Raw genomic sequence first — 24,932 nt, 5'->3', positions numbered from 1 at the left:
CCCCTATCTTTGTGCGATATCGTCTCGGAAATGCTTGTCGGCGAACAACTCCGGCGAAAGCCCGGTGCCGAGGCCCAGCTCACGCGCACGTGCCAACATATGGCGCCAATACGGTTTCACCGGCCGCCAGCGCGCCGCGCCGGTCTGGCAATAGGACGCGTCGACGAAGTAGCGATGCCGGTCCGACGTCGTCGTCGACAGTCGTCGCGCGTGCAGTAACGCCGAATGCAAGAGCACCGTCGAACCCGGTGGTAGCGAATCGATCACCACTTCACCATCGAGATGGTCGGTGCCGACATGCGCCATCGCTGACTTTTCGCGCGACTGATGATGCGACCCCGGCAGAATCACCAGCGCGGCCATGGTGTCATCGAGTCCGGTGAGGTAATGCAGCGTGTGCACCATCGCCAGGGTGGAATCGGCCAGATCGTTGGGTTCATAGTCGTGGTGCCACGATTTCGCCGCGATCGTCGCGTCATGGCGGTCACTGTGCAGATGGTGGTAGACGAAATCGGGTCCGAGCAGCTGGGACAGGATCGCCATCAGCGGCCGATACGTCAGGATTTCCCCGTGCGCGGGCAATTCCAGCTCCATCACCGGCGGTATTCCGTAGGTCGCGGGATCGCGGCAACTGTCGATGGACCGCGCACGTAATCCCTGGTCCACCCAGCGGTCCACTTCCGGCAACAGCCGTGCGCGCAGTTCGCCCGGAATCAGTCCCGGCACGATCAGATAGCCCGATTCGGCGAATTGTCTCGCCGCGAGAATTCCGGTGTGATCATCATCGAGAACAGGCCGCATCAGCCCGCCCCTCCCTTCGACAACAAGCGATTACACGGTGGGAACCAGAGACGCTTGCGCGTCCCGCAGCCAATTCAGGGTGCGTTCGATGCCATTCGGCAGGGCGGTGGTCGCCTCGAGGATTCGCTCGGCGCGGGCGCGGGCGACATCGAGGCAGCTGCGGCGCACTTCACCGTCGCGAGCGGCGGCATAATGCGGCAGCCACGCGGTCGGTTGCAGGCCGGCGGCGGTGCGAATCGCATCGACCAGTCCGTTGACGGTGATCTCGACCCCGGTGCCCACGTTGTATTCACCGAAACTGTGCTGACCACATTGCGCGGCAGCGATATTGGCTTCGACCACGTCGTCGACGTAGACGAAATCCCGGGTCTGCATTCCGTCGCCGTAGATGATCGGCGGACGACGATCCAGTGCGGCCGCGCAGAAACGCAGCACGACACCGGCATCACCGTCGAGTGATTGCCGCGGACCGTAGACATTGCTGTATCGCAGGGCCACGACATCGATATTCGTGGTGTCGGCGAACCAGCGCCCGTATCGTTCGCCCGCCCATTTCGCCAACCCATAGGCCGACGGTGGATCGGGCGCGGTCGCCTCGGGTGTCGGGTAGTGCGCGGACTCGCCGTAGATCGCACCGCCGGTCGAACTCAACACCACGCGCCGCACCCCGGCGGCCACTGCGGCGGCCAGCACACTGACCACACCGACCACGTTCTGCTCGGCGTCTGTCACCGGATCCGCGATCGAATAATGGACGCTGACCTGCGCGGCGAGATGGAACACCACATCCGGATGAAACCGCTGCATGATCTCGCGGACGGTATCCGCCGATCGGACGTCCGCACTGACCAAGTTCGCGCCGCGGTGCAACGCCGACTCGAGATTTCGAACATTGCCGTGGCTGAGGTCGTCCACCACGAGCACTTCGGCGCCGCGTGCCACGAGCGCATCCGTCACATGCGAACCGACAAATCCGGCACCTCCGGTCACCAACGCACGCATCACTCAGGCCCCCTGAGAAGAAGTGGTCGAGAACCATCACGAGTGGATGGCTCGAGTTGTGAACGATGTTGTCCTACAGAATATTTCGGAACATCTGCCGAACCCGACGGTCCAGTCACCGTAACACGCTGTTATCCAATGATGTTGCAACTCAACAGGTTTCAATATTGCGTTCGCAGTGCGAGTCATGATGTGACACCGGGTCGAGTATCGGACACAGTCGAGGAGGTGCCGGCGGCGAGGTGCCCGGCCAGCAGATGCGCTGCGGAATCAGGGGATCACCTAGCGCGCGCCGAACGGGACATAGGCGACTCAGCTCTCGTTCCCGTCTTGCTTTGCGCCACACTGTGTTTGGATCGAAACAATCGCATTACGCACTGCAGGTGGGTAATCGGTCGATCAACGGCAGGAGCGATCTCATGCGCGGCACCGTCATCCACGCCCCCGGCGACATCCGCGTCGAACAGCTGCCCGACCCCCGGATCGAGGCACCGACCGACGCGATCATCCGCACCGTCGCGACCTGCGTGTGCGGGACGGACCTGTGGGTCTACCGCGGCATCGAGGCCGTCCACGAACCGCAACCGATGGGCCACGAGTACATCGGTGTCATCGAAGAGGTCGGTGCCGAGGTGCGCACGCTCCGGCCCGGCCAGTTCGTCGTCGGCTCGTTCGCCACCTCCGACAACACCTGCCCGAACTGCCGCCACGGCTACCAATCCCGCTGTGTGCACCGCGCATTCCTGAGCACCTGCCAGGCCGAATACATCCGTATCCCGAATGCCGCGGGTACCCTCGTCGCGCTCGACGAGACCCCTGATCGCCGTCACCTCCCCAGCCTGCTCGCCCTCTCCGATGTGATGGGCACCGGCTGGTACGCCGCCATCGCCGCCGAAGTACACCCAGGGGCGACCGCAGCTGTGGTCGGCGACGGCGCGGTCGGGCTGTGCGCCGTGCTCGCCGCACGGGAACTGGGCGCCGAACGGATCATCGCGATGAGCAGGCATCCCGCACGACAAGAGCTCGCACTGGCGTTCGGCGCAACCGATATCGTCACCGAACGCGGCACGGAGGGCGTCGCGGTAATGCTGGAGCTCACCGGCGGCATCGGCGCGGACTCGGTGATGGAATGCGTCGGCACCGGCGAGTCGGTGACCCAGGCTCTGCGCTCGACCCGCGCGGGCGGGAATCTGGGCGTCGTCGGTATCCCCCATGCTGTCGAACTCGACAGTGCCGAGATCCTCGCGTCCGCGGTGGGTGTGCGCGGCGGCGCGGCCCCCGTGCGCCGGTTCCTTCCTGATCTCATCGACCGCGTCCGCACCGACCGCATCGACCCCGGCCGAGTCTTCGACCTCGTGCTCCCCCTGGACCGGATCGCCGAGGGCTACCGCGCAATGAACGAACGCCGAGCCGTCAAAGCCCGACTACTACCGTAATTTTGGGCGCGTCGGATCCCGCACGACCAAGGTCGGTGGCCGTCAACCGAGCCGGCAGCTCACCGTCGCGGCCAGGGTCGCCATAGTGAGTCCCGGCAACGCCGCGACAGGCCCCGGCGCGTAGTCGCGCGCTGCCTTTCGGCGACCGATATTGCCGTGGGGCGCGGGAAGCATTCCCGCGCCCCACTGTTCGCCGTTGCTCGAGCGCCCTCGAATCAGTGGCCTTTGCCGAATCTGCTACCCGCGTGCGGCGTTCGCGGTCGTGATGAACTCGATCTGCGCGGGTGAGGGTCCGCAGAACTCGCTCTCGATCCGGTCGGACTCCTGGGCCTGCATCCGGTACATGCTCTCGCGCAGGCCTTCGTCGCCGCCGTGGAAGCCCTCCAAGAGCCTCATCCACCGAGCCGCCATTTCCTGCGCCTCGGGCGAGGTCGGGTCCGTGCCCGCCGCGATCGCCGCGTCGACCTGGGGGATCAGCACGGCCCAGTCCGCTTCGGCTTGCTGAATGCGCTGTTCACCGAGTTCCTCCCGGCGCAGCGCGAGCTGGGTCAACTGCTCTTCGGTGAAGTATTGCTTGATGGTGTCGTCGACCATGACGGTCCTCCTGATCAATTCCAGGAAGTGATCCGTGGATGCGTCCGACCGGCTTTGCACCGTGGCGGTCAGTGCCGCGACCAAGGCATGCAGATCCCGGGTCGCGGCCAGTTGCGCGGCCAGATAGTCGCGGTGAGCGGCCAGTACCTGCGTCATCGCCACGGAGCCCGCGAGCAGATCCGCGATCTGATCGAGCCCCAGGCCCAGTTGCCGCAGAGCCAGCACTTGATACAGCCGCTCGACATCGCTCGCGGTGTAGAGCCGGTGACCCGTGCCGGACCGTTGCGCCGGGTGTACCAACCCGATCCGGTCGTAATGATGCAACGTCCGCACCGTCAATCCGGCCTCGGCCGCGAGCTCACCGACTTTCCACACACGCCCGGTTCCGCGCTGGTCCATCCGCTTCATCCCACTTCCACCAGCGCCCTGTGCGCCGGTGTCGTCGACGGTAGAACCTGACCTTACGTCAGGTACAAGCCCGAATACGCCCGCCGAATCCAGAGTTCAGCACATCGCTAGACCCGATCCAGGGCCTTCCACGGCTGCGGCGGAAGTTCGGCAACGATACTGTCGCCGGGGCGGACCTCGCCACCGGTGACGACCACGCCCATGATTCCGGCCTTGCGCACAAGGGTGCCTGCCGCATCGTGGTGGACTAGCTGCTTCAACAGCCCGTCGTGGAACCTGTCGATCTGGACGCACGGGTTGCGTAGGCCGGTAATTTCCACGACCGCGGCGAAACCGATCCGCAGCAGCGCCCCCACCGGAAATGCGAGTAGATCCAGGCCGCTGGTGGTGATGTTCTCGCCGAGATCGCCGGGGAATACGGCGAATCCGTGTTCGGCGACCTCGGTGAACAGCTCCTCGTGCATGAGGTGAACCTGCCGCAGGTTCGGCTGGGTCGGGTCCTGCGCGACCCGAGAGCGGTGTTTGACCGTTGTTCCGGCGTGGACATCGCCCTCCACACCGAGTCCTGTCAGGAGCCGAATGCTCGGTCTGGTCGGCTTGCTGAACGAGTACTCACCGTTGCTGTTCACCGCGATCACTGTGCCGCTCATCGTGTTTCGTGCCCCTCGTCGTTCGAAACGTCACGGCGAGCGTAACCCGGCACAGCGCTGCCTCTCGGATGGTTTTCGACTCAGCGAGGAGTGGGGCACTGGCCTTCGTAGCGGCTCAAGCCGAGACCGTTGGCCTTCTTGCTGCGGCCTACGGGACCGTTCTTGGCGGAGCGGACCCAGGTGCCGTCGGTGTCGAGGACAGGCATGCGTTCGCTGAAGGCTCGGCTGTAGTGGATGGTGCCGTCGACGGTGAGGATGCCGTCGCGCACGTCGATATGGGCGACGGTGGCCCAGAAGGAGCTCTTGCCGTTGCCGATGATGACCGTGATCTGGTCGGCATCCTTGTCGGGGAGGCCGTCGGGACCGGGACGGCCGTACCGGACGCGCACGCGCGGGTTGCCGAACTTGTCGATGGCGCCCGCACCGTTGTCCACGGATTGGTAGACGTTGAGGAGCAGATCACCGTTCTCGGTGGGGCGGACGGTGACCTGTTCGGTGGCGGGGAGGTTGTCGGCCCCGGGGCCGCGGGTGTCGCCCTGGTGATGGATGAACGGCCACTGCGTGATGTCGCCCTGGTGGCCCTTCTCCCCGCTGAGGACCACGTAGTCGCCGGTGATCTCGTTGCGGCAGAAGAAGTACACGTCCAGGTCGCCCGTGCCGAACTCGGTGACACGACCGTTCGCGTCGTATTTCGCACCGCGGCCGTCCCACTCGAGACCGACGGTCAGGACGTAGCCCGGATCACCCTTGCGCAGGTCGATCATGGCGCGGCGATCCGGCGACTCCTTGGTCAGCACGACATCGACTTTGCGTAGATCGACCGAGGGCGCCGGAGACGTAACACTCTGGGGTGCAGGCGCTTCGGCCACGTGCGAGGAGACGTGGGCCGGTTCTTCGTCCGCGTCGACGACGATGCCGTGATCGGTCGCGAACGCCGCCAGCCCCGCGCTGTATCCCTGACCGATCGCGTCGAGACGCCACCCACTCCCCCGCCGATACAGCGCGACGGCTTGCAACACCGTCTCCGAATCCAGCCCCGGCGGCACGAAACTCACCGATTGACTGGAACCGACGGCGCAGACCCGTAGCCCGGCGACCGCGCCGAACCGAATCCCCTGCGCCTCGGTGCTGCCGGTGATCACCACCCGATGGATCTCGGCGGGCACTGCCGAGAGATCGACCGCGACAACAGCATCGGATTCCAGCCGAACGCCCGACGCCGCCGGATTGTTGAAGAACACGAAGTCGGCATCGGAACGCACCTTGCCGTCGGCGGTCAACAGCACCGCCGCGATGTCCACCGCCCCGGCCGGGCTGTCGAGATCCAGGCGCACCGTGTACCGCCCGTCGACGAGATCGGTCTTGGACCCTTTGGACACCTCGACCATCGTTGCCGCACTCCCACTCATGATTTCTACCCCTCCACCGGTCGGCTGAGCCCCACGGTACCCGCCGGGCCTGCCATCGGGTCTGCGTTCAGTGACCGGCACGGACCTGTAGGTATGTCCAAGCACGGGCGGAAAACCGTTGGGTCCGGTCACAGATCGAGACGCAGCGGTAGCGGAGGTGACGAGTGTGTCGTTGACTGGCTGGATGGACGTCCGTGAACTGATCGACCGCAAGGCGGGTCGTCGGGTCTCGGTGGTGGTGCCCGCGCTGGATGACGAGGACACCGTCGCCGGGGTAGTCGCTTCGGTGACGCCGCTGCTCGGTGGGCTGGTCGACGAGTTGATCGTGCTCGATGCGGGGTCCGCTGATCGGACCGTCGCGCGGGCGCGCGCCGCCGGGGCCGAGGTCTTCACGCGAGAGCAGGCATTGCCGGGGGTGGCGGTGCGGCCGGGCAAGGGCGAGGTGCTGTGGCGGTCGATGGCGGTGTGTACCGGTGACCTGATCGTTTTCCTGGACGCGGATCTCGTCGACCCCGATCCGATGTTCGCGCCCACCTTGCTCGCACCGTTGCTCGCCGACCCCCACATCGCCCTGGTGAAGGGCTTCTATCGCAGGCCGACGACCGATGACGCCGACGGCGGTGGCCGGGTCACACAGCTCGTGGCGCGTCCGCTGCTCACCGCGCTCGCACCCGCGCTGGCCGAGATCATCCAGCCGCTCGGCGGCGAATGTGGCGCCACGCGTGCGTTTCTCGGGCAGATCTCCATCGCCGGCGGGTACGGCGCGGAGATCGGGATCCTGCTCGATTGCTGGCAGCGGCGCGGTGTGTCGGCCATTGCCCAGGTCGACCTCGGGATCCGCGTGCATCGTCATCGGCCGACGCACGAACTGGCGGTGATGAGCCGCCAGGTCGTGGCGACTCTGCTCGACCGACTCGGCATCCGGGATTCCGGGATCGGCCTGGTGCAGTTCCTGCCTGGGGAAACCGGGTGGCGGCGAACACCTTCCGAGGTCAGCCTGGCCGACCGGCCACCGATGTCGCGCCACATCGCCGAGTACCGCGACATCGCCTGACACACGAGAACGCCGGCCCCGCGAGGGACCGACGTTCACGCCTCACACAGCGACGAGACCGAAGTCGAGCTTCACCAATTGGTCGGCGCAATCGAAATACCGGTCGTCGTGGGTGATCACGATGACCGTCTTACCGCGGCGCTTCAGATCGGTGAGGATCTCGTGGTAGAACACATCGCGGAACCGCGGCTCCTGATCGGCGGCCCATTCGTCGAAGACATAGATCTGGCGGTCTTCGAGCAGGGCGGTGAGCAGGGCCAACCGCTTGCGCTGCCCCTGCGACAGGTCGACGGTCGACAACCGCCCGTCCTGCACCGTCACCTTGTGCGCGATCTGCAACTCGTCGAGATAACGCTGGACTTCGGCGTCGATACCGGGGCGGTCGAAACCCAGGTAATCCTCGAACAGATGGAAATCGGTGAACACCGCCGACGAATTCTGCCGGTACCACTCGATGTTGTCGTGGTCGATCCTCTCCCCGTTGAGCGACAACGACCCCGAGCGTGGCACATACAGACCGGTGATGAGCTTGGCCAGCGTCGACTTCCCGCTGCCGTTGCCACCGACGATGAACGTGATCTGGCCCGGTTCGAAAACCAGGTCGATCGGACCGAGCCGGAAACCGGCGTCCTCGGACTCGTCGCGCCCGGGCGGCGGAGCCAGCGGGCGCACATCCACGCCACCGTGGTCGACCCAGTTCTTGCCGTTGACATCCACCTGACCGCCACCCGGATGCGCGCCGGGGTGAGCGGGATGCGGATGCGGCGGCCTGCCGTCGCCCTCGCGCGGCGGCATCCCCGGACGCGGTGGATGCCCACCCGGCCCGTGCGATCCCGGCGGCTGTGGCACCTGCGAGGGCGCCTCCGAACGATAGATGTAGCTGACGTTGGTCAGTTCCAGCTTGGCCTCCCCTGCCGCTGGACGCTCCGAATACGGCAGCGACTCCTCGTCGTGCAGCGTGGTCATCGACAGGTTCATCGCCCGGATCTTGGCCAGCGCCACATCACCACGCAGCAGATCGGGGATGCGGTGCATGAAGTTCTGCATCGGCATCGCCAGGAACGTGGTGACCAGCACGTAGCCGACCATCGTCTCGCGCGGCAGATCCAGTGCGGCCGCGATGACGAACAGGATCAGCGCCATCGTGCCCAGCTGCAACGCCTGGCCGAAGCCTTGGGCGTAGGAGAACTTCGAGCCCGCGTCGGTGTTCTGATCGCGCAGCGTGCCCGCCGAACCGAGCAGGTGCCGGTCCATGAAGTCACGGCGACGACCACGGTGCAGCTTCAGTTCCTTGATGCCGAGGGTGACGGCCTGGAACGATCGCAGCAACGCGTCCTCGTTCTCCCGAGCTTCCCGGTAGATACCGCGGACGCGCTTGAGAACCAGTTCGACACAAGCGATGCCGACCAATGTGCCGCCGACCGTGACCGCGAAAATCGGTCCCGAAACCACGGCGAGGAACACGAAGCAGCCGACGATGGTCGCCACATCCACGCAGATCGAGGGAATGGCGGTGACGGCCTGCGACAGCGAACGCACGTCCTCGGTGAGCGTCGCCATCAGGCGATGCATGCCGAGCCGTTCGAGGTGTTCCAGTGGGGCGGAGACGATTCCGGAGCTCAGGTCGCTGCGCAACCGGTAGATCGCGTCCTGGGAGAGCCGGATCAGCAGAACCTGCGACAGCACACCGCTGACGAGGATCACCAGACCCGTGCCACCGAAGCGCAGCAGCAGGTTGTCCGGCTGCGGGCGCGGCGAGACGACCGCGTTGATCAGCGTCACCAGGTAGGTGTTGGCGGCGCCGCAGATCAGGCCCGCGGCGACGACGGCCGCGATCCTGGCCGGCGACAGCGCGGCGAGAAAACGGAGCAGATGCATAACCTTCGGCTCTCAGCTTCGGATGACATCGAACACGATGCCCTCGAGGGTGACACCGGGTGCGAACGAGAACGCCACACCGGTAGAGATCGGTGCCGCTGTCTGTGCGTCGCGGATCATCCGCTCCAGCACGAAGATCAGCGAGACACTGAGCATGTTGCCGTGCTCGGCGAGCACCGCCCAGCTCGGCGCCGCCAGCTCGGCGGGAATGCCGAGCGAATGCGCCGACTCCTCGATGATGCGGGGGCCACCGGGGTGGATCGCCCACAACTCGATATCGGACTTGCCGAGTCCGTTGCGCGCCAGCACTTCCGACACCACCGGGTCGACACCGCGGTAGATGTAGTCGGGCAGGCTGGTCGCCAGTTCGCAGGTGATGCCCGCGTCCTTCACGCCGAGCACGATGCCGTCCTCGGCGTCGTCGAACAGGTGGCTGAAGCTGTCGCGGATCACGACGCTGCCTGCCGCGAGCGGCTTGTGCACCTGGTTGGCGCCGATTACCACCGCCCCGCAGCCGTCACCGAACAGGCTGTGGGTGATCACGTCGTTGACGTCATCGTCGAAAACGGCGTTGACCGAACTCAATTCGATGCACAGCACCATCGCCTTCTTGTCCGGATGGGCCCGGACATAGTCGACGGCGGCGCGGATGCCGTTCATGGCCGCGGCGCAACCCATGAAATTGATGACCATCCGGCCGACCTTCGGCGACAGACCCAGCTGCTTGACCACCGCGACGTCGACGCCGGGAGCGATGAAGCCGGTGCTGGTCACGAAGATCAACTGGCCGATATCCTCGGCCGGGTCGTCCAGCCCCGCGACGGCGCGCTGGGCGACGTCGACGGCGAGCGGCACGGCGTGTTCGAAGAACAGGTTCATCCGCTCCCGGATGGTGCCGGGCTGGCGGCTGAACTCGAGGAACTCGGGGTCGAGTGGGTCGATGGCGAGGTGGCGGGTGTCGATCCTGGTCTTGGCGTAGATCCGCGGAATGCGCTGGCGCTGAGCGGGATCGGAGAACAGTTCGGCGACCCGGCCCGCGTTCACGGACTGCTCGACGACCAGCGAGGGCGAACCGGTGGCGACCGCTTCGATCACGCCGACGGTCGTCGGCGGCGTGGGTGGTAGCAGGTCGTGCCCGCGCTCGACGTCGGGCGTGCGGAGCAGGTCAAAGGAAACAGACACGGGCACAAATCCTTTCGAGACAGATCAGAGGTGGCAACGGGCCGGGTCAGACGGTTCCGATGCCGGAGAAGCCCTGCGCGGTGTAGACGACACAGGTCTTCAGCGCTGATGGTGCGCAGTGTTCGCGCACGAAACCCCACCGGTTCTCCTCGGCCTCACGGGAGGGCGCGAGCAGATAGGTCCGGCACAGCTTGGGGAAACGATCTCCGAAGAAGCTCTTGGCGGGCAGCCACTCCACGCCGAACTTCGCGGCCTCCTCACGCACCACGTTCTCCGACGCGATGTTGGCGAAACCACTGCGCTGGAACGGAAGTACGTGATGAGCACGGTGCGAGCTCAAGCCCGCCGAGAGGAAGCAGTCGACGTACTTGTTACCGACCACGGTCAGGTCGTAGGCCTGCTCGAGCTGGTTCACCGCCCAGTCCTCGGTCTCGGTGTGCAGTTCCTCGGTCGGGATCTCGAAGTCGTGGCTGGCCACCACCATGAAGGTGCTGATCCACAGCGTGATCACGAACTGCAGGCCCCAGGCGAGCAGGTCGCCCGCGATGGCGAAGGCCACGAACTCGGCCACCAGCAGGAACCGCATCCCGAACGAGCCGATGAAGTGCGGCAGCGCGCCACGCCAGCTGCCGTACATGTCCTTGATGCCCACCTTGCGGGTGAGCCGGCAGACATCGAGGAGGCGAATGATCATGCCCGTCAGCAGATGTCCGAACTTGTGCACGGTGTGCACCGGCACCCGGTACAGGCGCGGGATCTGCATCATCATCGTGAAGACGTTCTTCTTGATGTCGACTTCACTCTGGGTGTGCGGGTGGTGCAGTAGCGCGTGCCCGTCGGCGGTGACGAAAGACAGTGCGACATAGTTCATGTCGAAGGCGTTGACCGCGTACTTGTTCAAGCCCTTCTGCGCGCGGTGGATCGCGTAGTGACCGAACCCGGCCAGTGAGCTGCGCAGCAGCACCATCGCGATCACGAAGGCGGGCAACGGCATCCAGCTCGTGTCGTAGAGGCGCAGCGCCTGCACGGCGATGTAGGCGAAGATCAGCACGCCGACGACGATGTTGAACGCGCGGTCCATCCGCTGCAGCCGGGCCGCCAGCTCGGGTTCCTTGAGCCGGGCCTTCACCTGGTGCAGCAGATCGGACTTGTTGTCGAACTTGTACTTCGGGGTGTCGTCCCAGCTGTTGAAGCCGTCCTTGAACAGGAAGTCGGGGGCGTTGTTCTTCGGATGGATGTCCTCGGGCGTGGCATCGCGACCGAGACTGTAACGCTCGATCATCCGCGCGATTTTTTCCGGATCACGGTGGTAGGAACCGATGATCGAGGTGATATCGCGATTTTTCGTGCGGCCGATGAAGAATTCACCGCCTGGATGCTTGGAGATCCAGTCACTCAGGTCGTAGGCTCTGCCGTTATAAACCCATACGTTGTTGACGGGAGGCCGACCCCTCGGGCCGGGCGGTGGCGGGAGCTCGCGCTCCGCTTCATCAGGTCGATCATCGATCGTCATTAGTTCTTCCTCCGTGTCCGATCGGCGTCCGATGCGTGTTGCCTGCCGACCAGCGTCCCGACACGTATAGTCCTTGTGGCGCCTTGCATCTCGCTGAACATTCTCTTATTGGATGCGTACTCGTGCGTTCGTGATTCGTTTACCGCAGGCGACACCCAGACGACACACCGGCCCGGGGCTGCGGAGGGCACTGCGTGCCAGGCTCCGCTGACCCCGGACCGGTGTGGGTTGATCCGGTATTACCGGCGAATATCAGCCGGCGGGCTTGATGATGTTGACGGGCTTGGCCCAGTTCGACAGGCCGACGGTGACCTCGCCCTGATCCTTCTTCACCACGGCGCGAACAAGATTCGGGCCGTCGCCGGTGGACGCGGCGTCCGAGGGCTTGGTCGAATCGGAGGCGGGCGGGGCGGTGTCCTGGATCCACACGGTGATCGGCATGGTGCCCGCGTTCTGACCGATGCGCGGCACGATCGGGTCGATCACAGCGGCGTCGATGGTGCCGGAGACCTTGACAGTGTTGATGCCGTCGATCACCTCACGGCCCTCGGTCTTCGCGTTCTGGATATTGGCGATCACATTCGCGATGCCCTTGTCCTTGTCCAGGATGACGCCCGGATCGTAGACCTTCTCCGCCGGACCCGACGGCACGTAGCGGCCACCGGCCTGGGTGTACAGGACCTTGTCCACCACAAGGAACTTCGCCTCGGTGAACGAGGCTTCGGGGGTGAGCTTGACCTTCGCGTCACCCATCGCCGCGCCCGAGCCCTGGGTCTCGTTGGTGACATCGGCCGACACGGTTTCCACCGGCAGGTCGGGCAGGTTCTTGACATTGATCTTCAGGTGCACGTTGTGCAGGGTCTGCGTGGTCTTCGCCGACTCCTTCACGATCTGTGCGCCCTCGGGCAGCTGGCCGGTGGGCGCCGGGCCCGCCGTGGTGGCCGAATCGTCTTTGGTGCAGCCGGATACGAGGGCCGCGCAGACCGCCGCCGCCGCGACGACCGAAGTGATGCCGGAACGTCGCGCGAAGCGCCGACGCGAGGTGGGGTTCGGTGTCATGTGGATCAAGTTTCATCCCCTGGAGATGGTCGCATATCGGTATAGGGCAGCCGAAGACCATCGTTCATCTCGTGCTCCCCCGTCGGCGATAGTACCTGAGGAATTCAGTTTGCGAGTTGTGTCTTCGCGCTATCGATTTCGGATATCTGAGTCCCGGCGTGATCCGCCATCACCCCAGGTCAGCCGACCGGTGGAATCGCCGCCGATGATCTTCGCCGGGACGCCGCCGCTCGTCGTCCGACATCGCCAGCAGCACGGAGAGCTTCGCGGCCTCGGCGGCGTCGACCGGGGTGAAGATCTGGATCCACTCGCCGTCGGTGGCGGGCAGACTCATGATCGTCAAATGCATCGCGAGGTCACCCACAGCGAGATGCTGGATCACCTTGACCAGGTTCACCGGCACCGCCACGTCGTTGCGAGCCCACATTCGGGCGAACTCGGCGCTGGAAGTACACAGCTCGTCGATCAACTCCTGCCAGGCCGGATCGTCGAGGTGACGGACCGACGCACCGCGCAGGTAGGCAACCATGCGACGCAGATCATCGATGTTGTGCCGATAGGGATTGCAGCACTCCGGTGTCAGGAACACCGTGCGCAGCACATTGGCGTCGGGGCGGGCGAGGCCGGGAAACAACACGCGATAGGCGTCATTGTGCGCCAGGACGTCGTATCGGGAATCGAGAAGCACCGCGGGCAAGGGTGCGAGCTGGTCCAGGATCATCGGCAGACCGGGCGGCATCGCCGACTCCACCGCCGCAGCGGGCACCGACGGCACATCCGCGAGGCGATAGAGATGCACTTTCTCGGCGTGATCCAGGCCGAGGGTGCGCGCCACCGCGTCGAGCACCTGAACACTGGCGTTGATCGGTCTGCCCTGCTCCAGCCACGTGTACCAGGTGATGCCGATTCCCGACAGCTGCGCGACTTCTTCGCGCCGCAGACCCGGCGTTCGCCGCCGCGGGCCCGGTGGCAGACCCACATCCGCGGGGGTGATCTTGGCGCGACGGGACTTCAGGAACGCACCGAGCTGGGCTCGACGCTCGGTGCTCACCGAGCGCAGGTCGACCGCTTCACTCATCCCATCATCGTGGTCCATGCCGATCCCGGTATCCAGGTGGTGCTGGTACCCGGATCAGCTTGCGCTGCGTCGAATTCAGTGCGTGCGCAAATGCCGGTCCCGGCCGGTTCGAGCGCCGGATCACCGCTGCGCGATCAGTAGATTGTGGTCAACTCGACGCGCTCAGGAGGTTCCGCTGTGGCGGTACACACGCTCACCCTCGCCGTGGCCACGGCCGACGGCAAGGCCGATTCCTTCCTCGCCTACCCCGACGACAACGCGCCCCATCCCGCGGTGCTGGTGTTCTCCGACGCGTTCGGGCTGCGGCCGGTGGTGCGCCATGACGCCGAACGCCTCGCCGCTTATGGCTTCACGGTGCTCGTTCCGAATCTGTTCTACCGCCACGGTTGCGCACCGGTGGTCGACCTTCCCGATGTCATCGGGGCCGACCGTCGCGGTGAGATCTTCGGTGTCCTGCGCCCGCTGCTGACCGCGTTGACACCCGAGCTCGTCGTCGCCGACGCCGACGCGTATCTGTCGTGGCTGGCGGATTCCCCGCTGACCACGGGCAATCCGGTGGGCCTGTCCGGCTATTGCATGGGCGTGCGCCACGCACTACACACCGCCGCCGCCTACCCCGACCGAGTGGCCGCGGTGGCCGGCTTTCACGGCGGCCGGCTGGCCACCGAAGACTCCACCAGCCCGCACGCCGTAGTCGACCGAATCACCGCCGAGGTGTATCTCGCGCATGCCGACGCCGACCCCGGCCTCCCGCCGGAACAGATCGAACAGCTCGACGCCGCCTTCAGCGCCGCAGGCACCATCTTCCGCACCGAGGTGTATCTCGGTGCCGGCCACGGCTTCACCCAATCCGACACCGATGTCTATGACGCCGGGGCCGATGCCCGGCACTGGACCGAACTGACCGGCTTGTTCACCCGCGTTCTGCGCTGAACCTGCTCGGTAGGGCAGCCCGCGGGTTCAGCGACATCGGTGGCCAGTGGCCCACGAACAGCCACCGGCTGTGATCAGCAATCCGGGCTCGTCGCTCGCGCAGCGACCATGTCGGTGAAGGCGGTGGCGACGAGGGCAACGGAGTGATCGGTGTCCGCGCTCAGTGCCCGCAGGGTCGCCAGCGCGCGGGTGCCGGGCAGCTCCACCAGCGCTTGGACGAGCCGGATACGGATGCCGGCGTCGTCTTCGTGTGCGGTCAGCGCGGCGGTCAGCGCGCCCAGTATTCGATCCGCGGATGCCGGGTCCTGCGACAGCGCGCCGAGCACTTCACCGGCGTCGACATCGTTGGTGCCCGCGATCACCATGGCCACCAGGATCGGCTCGGCCGCTCTCGTCCCGCGGCTGCCGGCGGCCAGGGCTGCGGGAGCGCGGACGGTCGGGTTCGGGTCGTCGAGTGCGGCGGTGAGCAGCGCGGTCGCGGCGTCGCCCGGGATTTCCGCCACGGCCAGCACCGCCCGGCGCCGGACCTCGGCATCGGCGGCGGCCAGCCCGGGCGCGAGCCCGACCAGTCCGTCCTCGCCTGCCCGCGACAGCGCCCAGCGAAGGGCGCCTGCCATATTGGGTTCGGCCTCGGTGAGCACGGCCGCGGCCAGCATCTCGGTCGGCACCGGCACGTTGTCGGCCGGGTTCAGCACTGCCTGCAGGCGGCGGTGGGGGTCGGTCGAGCCGAGTGTGCGCATGAGTTCGACGATGCGTAGCGCGTCGTGCCAGTCACCGGGCTCGGCGTTTTCGACAGCGCGCAGACGTTCGAGTAGTTCGCGCTCGCGCGCCAGCCGTTCCTCGGTGCGTGCGATCAGCTCGCTCACCAAGGTCTGCGGCGTGAACGATCGGTCTGCGAGTACGCGAGCGATCTCTCGCAGCGAAAGCCCGAGGGAGCGCAGGCTCTCCACGTGGAAGATGCCGCGGATGTCGGCGTCGGAGTACTGGCGGTAGCCGCCGACGGTGCGCCCGGTGGGCCGCACCAGTCCGAGCGAGTCGTAGTGGCGCAGCATTCGGGTGCTGACTCCCGAACGCCGCGCCACCTCGCCGATCAGCACGGTGCGCCGTCGAGCGCCGCGACTCTTTTCGCCGCGTCGATGTCGGGATCGAAGGCCGCGTCCGGGTCGCGCAGCAGCCGCTCGGTGGCCTGTGCGTGACCTCGCACGTGCGGGTCGGTACTGCCGGCCGCCCGGTGGAGCACCGTGGTGATCACCTCACCCAGGGTGGCCAGCGCCCGGCTCAGGCTGCGCCGAACATCTCGATCACCGCGTCCGAATTGGGTGGCCAGTTCGGTGGCCAGCGCCGCGCGCTCGGCATCGGGCACGAGAACGACCGCGGCTCGCCATGCGCTGCGGGCCACGTCGTCGTCGGGATCGCGCAGCAGCGCGGGGGTGATCGCCGGCCAGACTTCCGGATCGCCGATCTTGGACAGGGTGTGCAGCGCTTGGCTGCGGGCCTGGGCACCCCCGGATTCCAGCTCGGCGCGCAGCCGCGGCACGGTCAGCTCGCCGGGGAGCCTGGTCAGTGCCCAGGTGAGCATGTCGCGGACGAAGAAGTCCGGCTCCACGGCGCAGCGGTCGATCAGGACTCCGAGCAGCGCCGGGCCTGGATGTGTGCCCGCGGCCAGAGCGGCCCGCAGCCTGATCGAAGCATTCTCCGCGCTCAGCGCGGCAAGCAGCTGCGGGTCTACCGAGTGTGCTGGTGTCGAGTTCATGGGAACCACCTCCTGCCTCCAGTGAAGACGTTGTCACTGTGTCAGGGTCAAGCCCTCGATCGCGTCATGATCCTCAGCCGTGTCGCGGGGCCCCGATCCGTTGGATTCGACTGCCGAACGTGCCTCGGTGGACGAATTGATCCTCGGCGCCCTCGCTCAGGTGTGGCTGTGCGACAAAAATGCTGTGCCGACAAGGGTTTCCAGTGCGGCGCGGGCGTTGGCGACGGCGATGCGGGCGGCGATGACGGGCGAGAGCAGTGCGCGGGGTTTGTCGACGAGTCCCATCACCCGGTACAGGGTTGTCGCGACCGCGGTGTCACGCTCGGCGGCGATCAGCACCGGCTCGAGCGCCGCCACGGCGGCTCGGACCGGCAACGAGACACCGGCACTGACGTGTGGCATGGCGCCGTCGGCGATCACGGTGAGTTGCCAGGCGTTGTCGATTTCCGGCGTGACCGCCGTGTAGAACCTGGTGGCAAGATTCTTTCCACCCCGCGCGAGGCACTCACGCAGCACGGCCATCTGGATCGCGGCGACAGTCATGCCCTGCCCGTAGACGGGGCTGAAGCTGCACAGACTGTCACCGACCGCGAGCAGTCCCTCGGGAAAACGATCGAGCCGCTCGTAGCGCCGGCGCAGGTTGGCCTTGTAGCGGAAGGTCGAGATATCGCCGACCATTTCACCGTTCTTGATGGCATCGAGCACGTCGGGCGGGGCGATGGCTGCGGCGAAGTCGAGGAATCCTTCCTGGTCCCTGGGCGGCTCCTCGCCGTCGTGGCCGATCAGCGTCAGGATGTGCCGGTTGCCTTCGACGGCGAACAGGGCGAGGGCACGCGGGGGTAGATCGCGTACGCCGATCGTGACCAGCTTGTCGTGGGGCAATGCGTTCGGCGGCAGCTGGATGAAGGCGCTGCGGTAGATGATGTCGATCGCGGTGCCTTCTTCGGCTGGGCGGTCGTAGCCGAGCTTGTCGAGCCATGAGGGGACGACGCCGGCTCGACCCATCGATGCCACGACCAGGTCCGCGTCGATGGTTTCACGCGCGCCGTCCGAACGGTCCACGATCGCGACCCCGGATATCCGCGTTCCATCGGTGCTGACAACGAGCGACCCGGCATCACACCTGTCGCGAATGGTGACATTGGGCAGCGCCGCGACCCGCGTGCGAAGGTGCTGCTCGAGGTGTGGGCGACTTGCCTGAAAGGCCCTGTGTCCGGTCGATACTCGCTTGAGGGTCCGACCGGCCATGGTGAAGCGGACTTCGCGGAGCGCGTCGCATTCGACCACACCGCTTGTTCGCATGTCCTGCCCGAACCCTGGGAACAATTCCTCGAGGATGTCCTTGCCCCGCGGCAGCAGCCCGTGCACATGACGCCCCTGCGGGACACCTTTTCGCGCCTCGGAGTCCGGGAGCAGGGCATCCCGCTCGATCACCGTCACGGTCGAGTAGGCCTCACTGAGCACCCGAGCGGCCAGTAGCCCGCCGATGCCCGCGCCCAACACGACCGCGTGATCGCCGATTCTCCGCATGCCATACCTCCGAACGTCGTTGTTCCGAGTCCTGTTCATGGATCGAGTCAGGGATCCATGACTGAGACCGAATGTCAATATAGTCTCAGTGCTGACGTGGCCACAACCGGGCGTGCCATCCCGGATCGGGACCAGGAAGAATGACCGGCATGACCAACGCGACGCAGTCGTCCTCCTTGCTTGTGGACACAGCCTTGGCGATGATGGCCGAGACCGGCCTGGATGATCTGACGCTGACCGCGGTCGCTCGCCGGGCGGGCGTCTCACGCGCGACCGCCTACCGTGAGTTCGGAGACAAGAACGGTCTCATCGCGGCCGTCAGCAAAATCGAAGTAGCCCGCATGATGAGCGCCGCCTACCTGGAGATAGACATCTTCACGCCGGTACGGCAGCTGGCGAAAGAGGCAGTGGTCTTTGCGATCCCCTACCTGCGCCGACACCCGGTGATCTCCCGACTGCGCGACCAGGAACCAGGATGGCTGCTCAATGTCGCGATCGAGCACGAGGGGTCGAAGCTCAACCTGATCGAAACCGTCGGCGCCTTCGTCGCACCACTGCTGGCGGCCCGCGACGACAGCGCAGCACTGGTGGTCACACCGGCACAGGCGGCGGAGATCGCCGTCCGCACCGTGCTCTCGCATGTGCTGATCCAGCGCAGCAGCCTCACCGACGAACAGGTCGGCGACACGGTAGCCCGCGCTATCAGCCGCTAGCAGATCCGAGGACTGCAACGGATCATGCTATTCGTATCAGTGATCGCCGGATCCGTGTACGTCGTCGGCCATGCCGATTCCGGTCTCAACATGGTGCTGGTACCGGACAGCGACAGGCCCCGTCCTCGGTGAGATTCACCCGTTACGGGGGATACGGACCCATCGACGGCAGCTCTACCGTCGAAACCATGACCACCACCTCACAGGTCGTCATCAGTGAGCGGGCCGCCGACGACATCGGCTCGCTCGGCGCCGACTTCTCGCACACGCGTCCCGACTCATGTCCGAACTGCTGTTGGCAGAACTGAAATCGAAGGGATAACCATGTCGCGCAGGCGCACTCACGTTCCTCAGGTCTCCCCGGCATACACCGGGCGGCTGTCGATGGCGCCGGTACCCGCGCTGCGGATGCCCGAGGAATCGATGGATCCTGATGTCGCCTATCGATTCATCCACGACGAACTGATGCTCGACGGGAGCAGCAGGCTGAATCTGGCGACCTTCGTCTCGACGTGGATGGATCCACAGGCCGAGAAGCTGATGGCGGAGACGTTCGACAAGAACATGATCGACAAGGATGAATACCCCGCGACCGCGGCGATCGAGCAACGGTGTGTGTGCATGGTCGCCGACCTGTTCCATGCGGAGGGCCTGCGCGACGACGACCCGTCCAGTGCCACCGGGGTATCGACGATCGGATCCAGCGAGGCGGTGATGCTGGCCGGGCTGGCGATGAAGTGGCTGTGGCGCGAGAAGGCCGGCGACGGGTGGAAAGGCCGCACACCGAACATGGTGATGGGGTCCAACGTGCAGGTGGTGTGGGAGAAGTTCTGCCGCTATTTCGACGTCGAGCCGCGGTATCTGCCGATGGAGAAGGGCCGCTACGTCATTACACCCGAGCAGGTGCTGGCCAACGTCGACGAGGACACCATCGGCGTGGTGGCCATCTTGGGCACGACATTCACCGGCGAACTCGAACCGATCAGCGACATCTGCGCGGCGCTCGACAAGCTCGCTGCCGACACAGGACTGGACATCCCCGTGCACGTCGACGCGGCCAGCGGCGGCTTTGTGGTGCCCTTCCTGCATCCCGATCTGGTGTGGGATTTCCGGCTGCCGCGCGTGGTGTCGATCAACGTCAGTGGCCACAAATACGGGCTGACGTATCCCGGCATCGGCTTCGTGGTGTGGCGCGGCCCCGAGTACCTGCCCGACGACCTGATTTTCCGGGTCAACTACCTGGGCGGCGACATGCCCACTTTCACCCTGAACTTCTCCCGGCCCGGCAATCAGGTCATCGGCCAGTACTACAACTTCCTCAGGCTCGGCCGATTCGGCTACAGCCTGGTCATGCAATCCCTCTCGCAAACCGCGCGCTGGCTCGGCGACCAGCTGCGCGCGAGCGGACACTTCGAGGTGATCACCGACGGCTCGGCGATCCCGGTGATCAGCTTCCGGCTGTCGGGCGACCCTGAATACACCGAGTTCGACGTCTCGCACGCGCTGCGCTCCTACGGCTGGCAGGTGCCCGCGTACACCATGCCGGACAACGCCACCGATATCGCGGTGCTGCGCGTCGTGGTGCGGGAGGGGTTCTCGGCGGACATGGCCAGGGCGTTGAGCGAAGACATCACCGCCGCGCTCGGGCACCTCGACACGCTCAAACCCAATGGATACTTCGACCGGCTGAAGCCGTTCGCCCACTAACCCGTCCGCGAATCACCCCGGTGCGCTCACGTCGCGTGGAGATACACCGGAACACTGGTGTGCCCGTTGGAGATGAAACTCGGCACCGGCGTCAGTTCGGTCCGGGTCGTGGCCAGGCTCATCCGAGGGAACCGATCGAACAGTGCAGGCAACGCAACAGCCGCTTCGAGACGGGCCAGTGACGCGCCGATGCAGTGGTGTGCGCCATGGCCGAAGGCGAGGTGCTGATCGCGGGTGGCACGGGTGGGATCGAACTCGGCGGTGCTGGCGCCGTGCACTTTCGGGTCGCGGCCTGCGCCTGCGTAGGAGGCCAAGATGGCCTCGCCCTTGCCGATTCGGTACTTCCCGGCGATGTCGATGTCCTCGACCGCGTATCGGAGGGGCAGGTGTGCCACCGGTGCCTGGAAGCGCAGCGTCTCCTCGACCACGTCTGCCCACGACACCTGCCCTGCGGCCACCGCGGCGCGCTGCTCAGGATGGGTGAGCAGGGCGACGATCGCTTGGTCGAGCAGATTGACCGTGGTCTCGTGACCGGCATTGATGATCAGCATCAGGGTGTCGGCGAGTTCCTTCTCCGACAGCGCGGAGTCGTCCTCGTCGCGCGTGGCGATCAGCGCGCTGGTGACGTCGTCACCAGGATGCGCACGACGGTAGGCGACGAGTTCGCCGACCAGTCCATACATTTCGAGGTAGTTGGCCTGAGCCTGCTCGGCGGTGAACGAGCCGTCGAAGAAGCCGTCCACGCACTTGTGCAGCGCAGGCCCCAGCCCTTCGGGCACACCGACCAGTTCGGTGATGACCCGGATCGGAACCGGATAGGCGAAGCCGCTTCGCAGATCGACCGGTTCGCCGGCCGGGGTGGCTGCCAGCGCGTCGAGCAGGTTCTCGGTGATCTCGGCGATCCGCGGACGCAGCGCGGTACTGCGGCGATGACTGAAAGCTGGGGACACCAGCCGGCGCAGCCTGCGGTGATCGGCGCCGTAGGCGGTGAACATGTTGTCGACCGCTACCCACGGCAGCAACGGCCACGCCTCGGTGATCTCGCCGTTGATGAACGACATCCAGTGCTGTCTGGGGTCCTTCGACACCCGAGGATCGGCGAGCAGACTCCGCAGCACTGCCTGATCGGTGACCGACCAGGCGGGCACGCCACCGGGCAGTTCGACCAGCGCCACCGGGCCACGTTGCTGAATGCGTGCCGACTCACCTTGGATGTCGGCACCGGTCGTATCCAGCACGATCGGTTCCATGAAAATCTCCTCCACCAGGGTCTACGCCCGTAATCGACAGCGCCGCAGCCAGTTTCACCCGACCGATTACGAACTTACCCCTCGGCTGAGCGATCCAGGGGACGAATAGGGGCGCCAACGGCGGACGTTGATCGGTAGCCTCGTCATCGCGCGGGACCGGCTGGGGGCGCGGCGGACCCACACCACCCCAGCCCCGGCCGGTGTGGTTCGAGGTCACCGCCGAGGGCGCGATCCAATTGTTCACGGCCCCGGATTCGGTGAAGATCTCGCGATTGCGAAGCGACCCCCGCGCCTCGATCGTCGTCTCTGCCCCGGTGGGTGAACGCGAGCGCTGGGTTTCCGTCGCCGGCCACACCACCGTCTCGCCGGATGGAGCTCACGACCTGCCCGCCCGCCTGGCCGCTCGCTACTGGGACCTCGATGACGAACGCCGAGCCGACGACCTCGCCGAGATGCAGGCCGCCGACTGGCTGCGCGTCACCATCGAGCCAGAAGCCGTGAGCCGATACACGATGATGTGACGGCTGTTTCCCGTCGGGGCGATGATCCACCGGTAGCGTTGGCAAGTGGCCAACCATGAGGAGACGCGGCGATGCCGAAAATTGTACTGTTCGGGGCAACCGGCTACACCGGACGCCTGACGGCCGAAGCCCTCACCGCACGCGGCGCATCGCCCGTGCTGGCGGGACGCAACCGGGCCGCCCTCGAGAAGCTCGGCGCCGAACTCGGCGGCTGCCGGACCGCCGTTGCCGACGTCACCGACCCCGCGTCGGTCCGGGCCCTGCTCGGTCGCGGCGATGTTCTGGTGACAACGGTCGGGCCGTTCCTGCGCCATGGGGGCCCCGCACTGGCCGCGACGATCGCCGCGGGCGCGCATTACATCGACTCCACCGGCGAAGGGCCCTTCATCCGCACCGTGTTCGAGCACGACGAGCAGGCCCGTGCCGCCGGCGCGGGGCTGCTCACCGCGTTCGGGTTCGACTACGTACCGGGCAATCTCGCGGCCGGGCTCGCCTTGCGCGAGGCTCCCACCGCGGTGCGTGCCGAAGTCGGCTACTTCATGAAAAGTCCCGGCACCAGCGGTGGTACCCGCGCGTCCATGGCGGGGATGCTGTTCGAACCCGGCTTCGCGCTGCGCTCCGGACAGGTGGTCACCGAACGCACCGGCGCGCGTCTGCGTTCCTTCGATGTCGCCGGAGAGAGCCGGACGGGGGCATCGATTCCCGGGTCGGAGCATTTCGCGCTGACTCGCTCGCACCCACACCTGCGAGAAGTCGATGTGTTCCTCGGCTTGCCGCCGCTCGCGGCACAGACGCTGCGCGTCGGCTCACGACTGACCTCGGTCGTCGCACAGGTGCCTGCGCTGAAGCGCGGATTCGACGAGGCTTTGGCCCGAACGGTCAAGGGGTCGACCGGTGGCCCCGACGCCGAAGCTCGACGCCGCACCCGCACCTGGGTGGTCGCCGAAGCTCAGGACGCGGCCGGCACGACGTTGGCCACCGTCACCCTGAAGGGCGGCGATCCCTACGATTTCACCGCGGCGATTCTGGCCTGGGCCGCCGACACCGCACTGGGCGGCGGCCTCCTCGGCTCCGGTGCGCTCGGCCCGGTCGACGCGTTCGGCCTGGACGTGCTGTACACCGCCGCCCGCGACGCAGGCTGGTCGCCGCACCCGGGCCCCTCCATCGAGCCGAAGGCACCCTGACGCCGGCCGCCACCGCGTCGCGGCGCTAGGCCGCGTGGGTGAGTCGCGCGGCCGCCGCGCCGACGGTCGGTCCGGCGCTGACCAGTGTCCCCATGAACCGATCCTGTTCTCGCGCACCGCGATTCGCCGCACGGTCGAGTCCGCCGGGCAACAGCCGGGTGACCGAGCGCGCGACATTGACGGGGATTCGGATCGCCGGGTACCACGGAACGATCGCCGTCGGCAGCCCGAGCGCACGCATCGTGTGGCGGCCGAGGAAGGTCCCCGTCACCGACAGATGCTGGGCATAGGCAAGACGGCGCCTGATCGTGGGCAGCCGGTCATAGTTCCACGACAACGGGTCTCGTGACATCGGTACCGCGAGTTGAGGAGTCGACTCGTCGGGGTCGGCCAAGGCAGAGAGCGTGTGCACCAGGACGCGCACACCGTCACGGAAGGAGTGCGGCAGCCACTGTTCCTCGACACCGAGCAGCCAGCCGACGTAGCGGACCAGGTGCGCGACAGCGTCGGTTTCGGCGGGGGTGAGCAACAGACCCAGGCCCATCCCACCGATCGCCGGTGCGATGAAGGCGCCGACGAGCGTTGCCGCCATGTCCGTCTGGTTGATGGGCAGGCCCCAGTCCTCGGTCCGCCAGTCCGGCATGGCGGCCACGTGCCTGCGGACGAAGGCGTGGATGAGTCGCACCCGGATCGTGGATCGGTATCCCAGACCCAGCGGGGACAAGCCGTCCTCGGACAGGACATCCATCGCCCACTGCATCGTCTCGGCCCACCGCTGATTGGAGCCCTTTTCCAGCGCTCCTGTGCGCAACAGGGTCTTGTTGAAGCCGGAGAACTGGTAGCCGCCGAGCATGGCGACATCGCGCGCGATGTACATGCCGTCGGAACCGCTGGTGAGCAGGACCTTGGCCCCGCGCACAAGTGTGTCGTGATCGACCCACGCCGGAACAGTCTCGACCGCGGTGAAGAACTCGCGCAGCGGATCCGGCGCCTGTGGCACCGCAGCGATGCCGTCGGTGAGCGCTCGATCGAACAGCGGACGCATCTGCTTCGAGCCCGCGGCGACCATCCAGTCCACCAGCCGATCCATCGCGTCGTCACCGACGAGCAGGCCCTCGCCGAGATGTTGCCATTGCGTCGAGTCGGGGCTGTGAACCCCTAGCATCGCCGCGAAGCCGCCGACGAGGGGCGGGACGCGGTGGGGACGATCTGGATGACGGGCGGGAACGGTGGTCATCGACACTCCTCGTTGAGCGCTCCATTGTGGATAACGACTG

General features: G+C 66.3%; 21 protein-coding genes and 1 pseudogene. 7 read left to right on the top strand and 15 right to left on the bottom strand.

Annotated elements, in window-relative coordinates:
- Positions 1-3 precede the first annotated feature (3 nt).
- Together ACWFRF_RS20255 and ACWFRF_RS20250 are read right to left on the bottom strand one after the other, a co-directional pair.
- On the bottom strand, positions 4-801 hold the full coding sequence (locus tag ACWFRF_RS20255) for a phytanoyl-CoA dioxygenase family protein (RefSeq protein ID WP_452451554.1): 798 nt from the start codon (positions 799-801) through the stop codon (positions 4-6).
- A gap of 30 nt (positions 802-831) precedes the next feature.
- Positions 832-1,803 carry an NAD-dependent epimerase/dehydratase family protein gene (locus tag ACWFRF_RS20250; RefSeq protein WP_452451552.1) on the bottom strand — a complete coding sequence of 324 codons (972 nt, stop codon included), beginning with the start codon at positions 1,801-1,803 and terminating at the stop codon, positions 832-834.
- A gap of 419 nt (positions 1,804-2,222) precedes the next feature.
- Between ACWFRF_RS20250 and ACWFRF_RS20245 the strand changes: the two genes are divergently transcribed.
- Positions 2,223-3,239 (top strand): zinc-dependent alcohol dehydrogenase family protein, encoded by a 1,017-nt coding sequence (locus ACWFRF_RS20245; RefSeq protein ID WP_452451550.1) that lies wholly within the window; start codon positions 2,223-2,225, stop codon positions 3,237-3,239.
- A 237-nt stretch (positions 3,240-3,476) separates the two neighbouring features.
- On the opposite strand, the gene ACWFRF_RS20240 is transcribed toward ACWFRF_RS20245, so the two are convergent.
- From ACWFRF_RS20240 to ACWFRF_RS20230, 3 genes are all read right to left on the bottom strand, one after another.
- On the bottom strand, positions 3,477-4,241 hold the full coding sequence (locus tag ACWFRF_RS20240; protein WP_452451548.1) for a MerR family transcriptional regulator: 765 nt from the start codon (positions 4,239-4,241) through the stop codon (positions 3,477-3,479).
- Between the two features lie 107 nt (positions 4,242-4,348).
- Positions 4,349-4,891 (bottom strand): MOSC domain-containing protein, encoded by a 543-nt coding sequence (locus ACWFRF_RS20235; protein ID WP_452451546.1) that lies wholly within the window; start codon positions 4,889-4,891, stop codon positions 4,349-4,351.
- 80 nt (positions 4,892-4,971) lie between these two features.
- Positions 4,972-6,300, bottom strand: coding sequence for a TerD family protein (locus ACWFRF_RS20230; RefSeq protein ID WP_452451544.1), 1,329 nt, complete (start codon positions 6,298-6,300; stop codon positions 4,972-4,974).
- Between the two features lie 157 nt (positions 6,301-6,457).
- Between ACWFRF_RS20230 and ACWFRF_RS20225 the strand changes: the two genes are divergently transcribed.
- Positions 6,458-7,354 (top strand): glucosyl-3-phosphoglycerate synthase, encoded by an 897-nt coding sequence (locus ACWFRF_RS20225; protein ID WP_452451542.1) that lies wholly within the window; start codon positions 6,458-6,460, stop codon positions 7,352-7,354.
- Positions 7,355-7,396: 42 nt separating this feature from the next.
- Here ACWFRF_RS20225 and ACWFRF_RS20220 read toward each other — a convergent pair whose 3' ends face one another.
- The 5 genes from ACWFRF_RS20220 to ACWFRF_RS20200 form a co-directional block, all read right to left on the bottom strand.
- Positions 7,397-9,232, bottom strand: a complete 1,836-nt coding sequence (locus ACWFRF_RS20220; protein ID WP_452451541.1) for an ATP-binding cassette domain-containing protein — start codon at positions 9,230-9,232, stop codon at positions 7,397-7,399.
- A 12-nt stretch (positions 9,233-9,244) separates the two neighbouring features.
- On the bottom strand, positions 9,245-10,414 hold the full coding sequence (locus ACWFRF_RS20215; RefSeq protein ID WP_452451539.1) for a type III polyketide synthase: 1,170 nt from the start codon (positions 10,412-10,414) through the stop codon (positions 9,245-9,247).
- 46 nt (positions 10,415-10,460) lie between these two features.
- A complete protein-coding gene (locus ACWFRF_RS20210) occupies positions 10,461-11,927 on the bottom strand; it encodes a fatty acid desaturase (RefSeq protein WP_452451538.1) in 1,467 nt (488 codons plus the stop codon).
- A gap of 252 nt (positions 11,928-12,179) precedes the next feature.
- Entirely contained in the window at positions 12,180-12,986 is an 807-nt protein-coding gene (locus ACWFRF_RS20205; RefSeq protein WP_378995946.1) for an LppX_LprAFG lipoprotein, read from the bottom strand.
- Between the two features lie 169 nt (positions 12,987-13,155).
- Complete coding sequence (locus tag ACWFRF_RS20200; protein ID WP_452451536.1) at positions 13,156-14,064, bottom strand: helix-turn-helix transcriptional regulator; 909 nt, start codon at positions 14,062-14,064, stop codon at positions 13,156-13,158.
- 177 nt (positions 14,065-14,241) lie between these two features.
- Here ACWFRF_RS20200 and ACWFRF_RS20195 point away from each other — a divergent pair, with 177 nt between their 5' ends.
- Positions 14,242-14,997, top strand: coding sequence for a dienelactone hydrolase family protein (locus tag ACWFRF_RS20195; RefSeq protein ID WP_452451534.1), 756 nt, complete (start codon positions 14,242-14,244; stop codon positions 14,995-14,997).
- A gap of 74 nt (positions 14,998-15,071) precedes the next feature.
- Here ACWFRF_RS20195 and ACWFRF_RS20190 read toward each other — a convergent pair whose 3' ends face one another.
- The 3 genes from ACWFRF_RS20190 to ACWFRF_RS20180 all read right to left on the bottom strand — a co-directional run bounded on the left by ACWFRF_RS20190 (position 15,072) and on the right by ACWFRF_RS20180 (position 18,280).
- On the bottom strand, positions 15,072-16,094 hold the full coding sequence (locus tag ACWFRF_RS20190; RefSeq protein ID WP_452451532.1) for a MerR family transcriptional regulator: 1,023 nt from the start codon (positions 16,092-16,094) through the stop codon (positions 15,072-15,074).
- A complete protein-coding gene (locus tag ACWFRF_RS20185; protein WP_452451530.1) occupies positions 16,088-16,750 on the bottom strand; it encodes a HEAT repeat domain-containing protein in 663 nt (220 codons plus the stop codon). Before ACWFRF_RS20185 ends, ACWFRF_RS20190 begins: the two co-directional genes overlap by 7 nt.
- Before the next feature lie 156 nt (positions 16,751-16,906).
- The gene (locus tag ACWFRF_RS20180; protein ID WP_452451528.1) at positions 16,907-18,280 is read right to left on the bottom strand and encodes an FAD-dependent oxidoreductase; all 1,374 of its coding nucleotides are present in this window, start codon (positions 18,278-18,280) and stop codon (positions 16,907-16,909) included.
- Positions 18,281-18,420: 140 nt separating this feature from the next.
- Here ACWFRF_RS20180 and ACWFRF_RS20175 point away from each other — a divergent pair, with 140 nt between their 5' ends.
- Positions 18,421-18,993: a TetR/AcrR family transcriptional regulator gene (locus ACWFRF_RS20175; protein WP_378995960.1), complete on the top strand. Its 573-nt coding sequence runs from the start codon at positions 18,421-18,423 to the stop codon at positions 18,991-18,993.
- 324 nt (positions 18,994-19,317) lie between these two features.
- A complete protein-coding gene (locus ACWFRF_RS20170; protein ID WP_452451527.1) occupies positions 19,318-20,700 on the top strand; it encodes a glutamate decarboxylase in 1,383 nt (460 codons plus the stop codon).
- Between the two features lie 26 nt (positions 20,701-20,726).
- Here the strand turns inward: ACWFRF_RS20170 and ACWFRF_RS20165 are convergent, their stop codons facing one another.
- Positions 20,727-21,950, bottom strand: a complete 1,224-nt coding sequence (locus ACWFRF_RS20165; RefSeq protein WP_452451524.1) for a cytochrome P450 family protein — start codon at positions 21,948-21,950, stop codon at positions 20,727-20,729.
- A 173-nt stretch (positions 21,951-22,123) separates the two neighbouring features.
- Here ACWFRF_RS20165 and ACWFRF_RS20160 point away from each other — a divergent pair.
- Together ACWFRF_RS20160 and ACWFRF_RS20155 are read left to right on the top strand one after the other, a co-directional pair.
- Positions 22,124-22,471 (top strand): annotated as a pseudogene (locus ACWFRF_RS20160) (pyridoxamine 5'-phosphate oxidase family protein); the annotation flags it as partial.
- A 71-nt stretch (positions 22,472-22,542) separates the two neighbouring features.
- Positions 22,543-23,655 carry a saccharopine dehydrogenase family protein gene (locus ACWFRF_RS20155; RefSeq protein ID WP_452451522.1) on the top strand — a complete coding sequence of 371 codons (1,113 nt, stop codon included), beginning with the start codon at positions 22,543-22,545 and terminating at the stop codon, positions 23,653-23,655.
- A gap of 25 nt (positions 23,656-23,680) precedes the next feature.
- On the opposite strand, the gene ACWFRF_RS20150 is transcribed toward ACWFRF_RS20155, so the two are convergent.
- Positions 23,681-24,892 (bottom strand): oxygenase MpaB family protein, encoded by a 1,212-nt coding sequence (locus tag ACWFRF_RS20150; protein ID WP_387445167.1) that lies wholly within the window; start codon positions 24,890-24,892, stop codon positions 23,681-23,683.
- Between the last annotated feature and the right edge of the window lie 40 nt (positions 24,893-24,932).

The sequence above is a fragment of the Nocardia sp. NPDC055165 genome (assembly GCF_053606985.1).
Note: the sequence above shows the minus strand (reverse complement) of the source record. Positions and strands in the feature narration are given on the sequence as shown.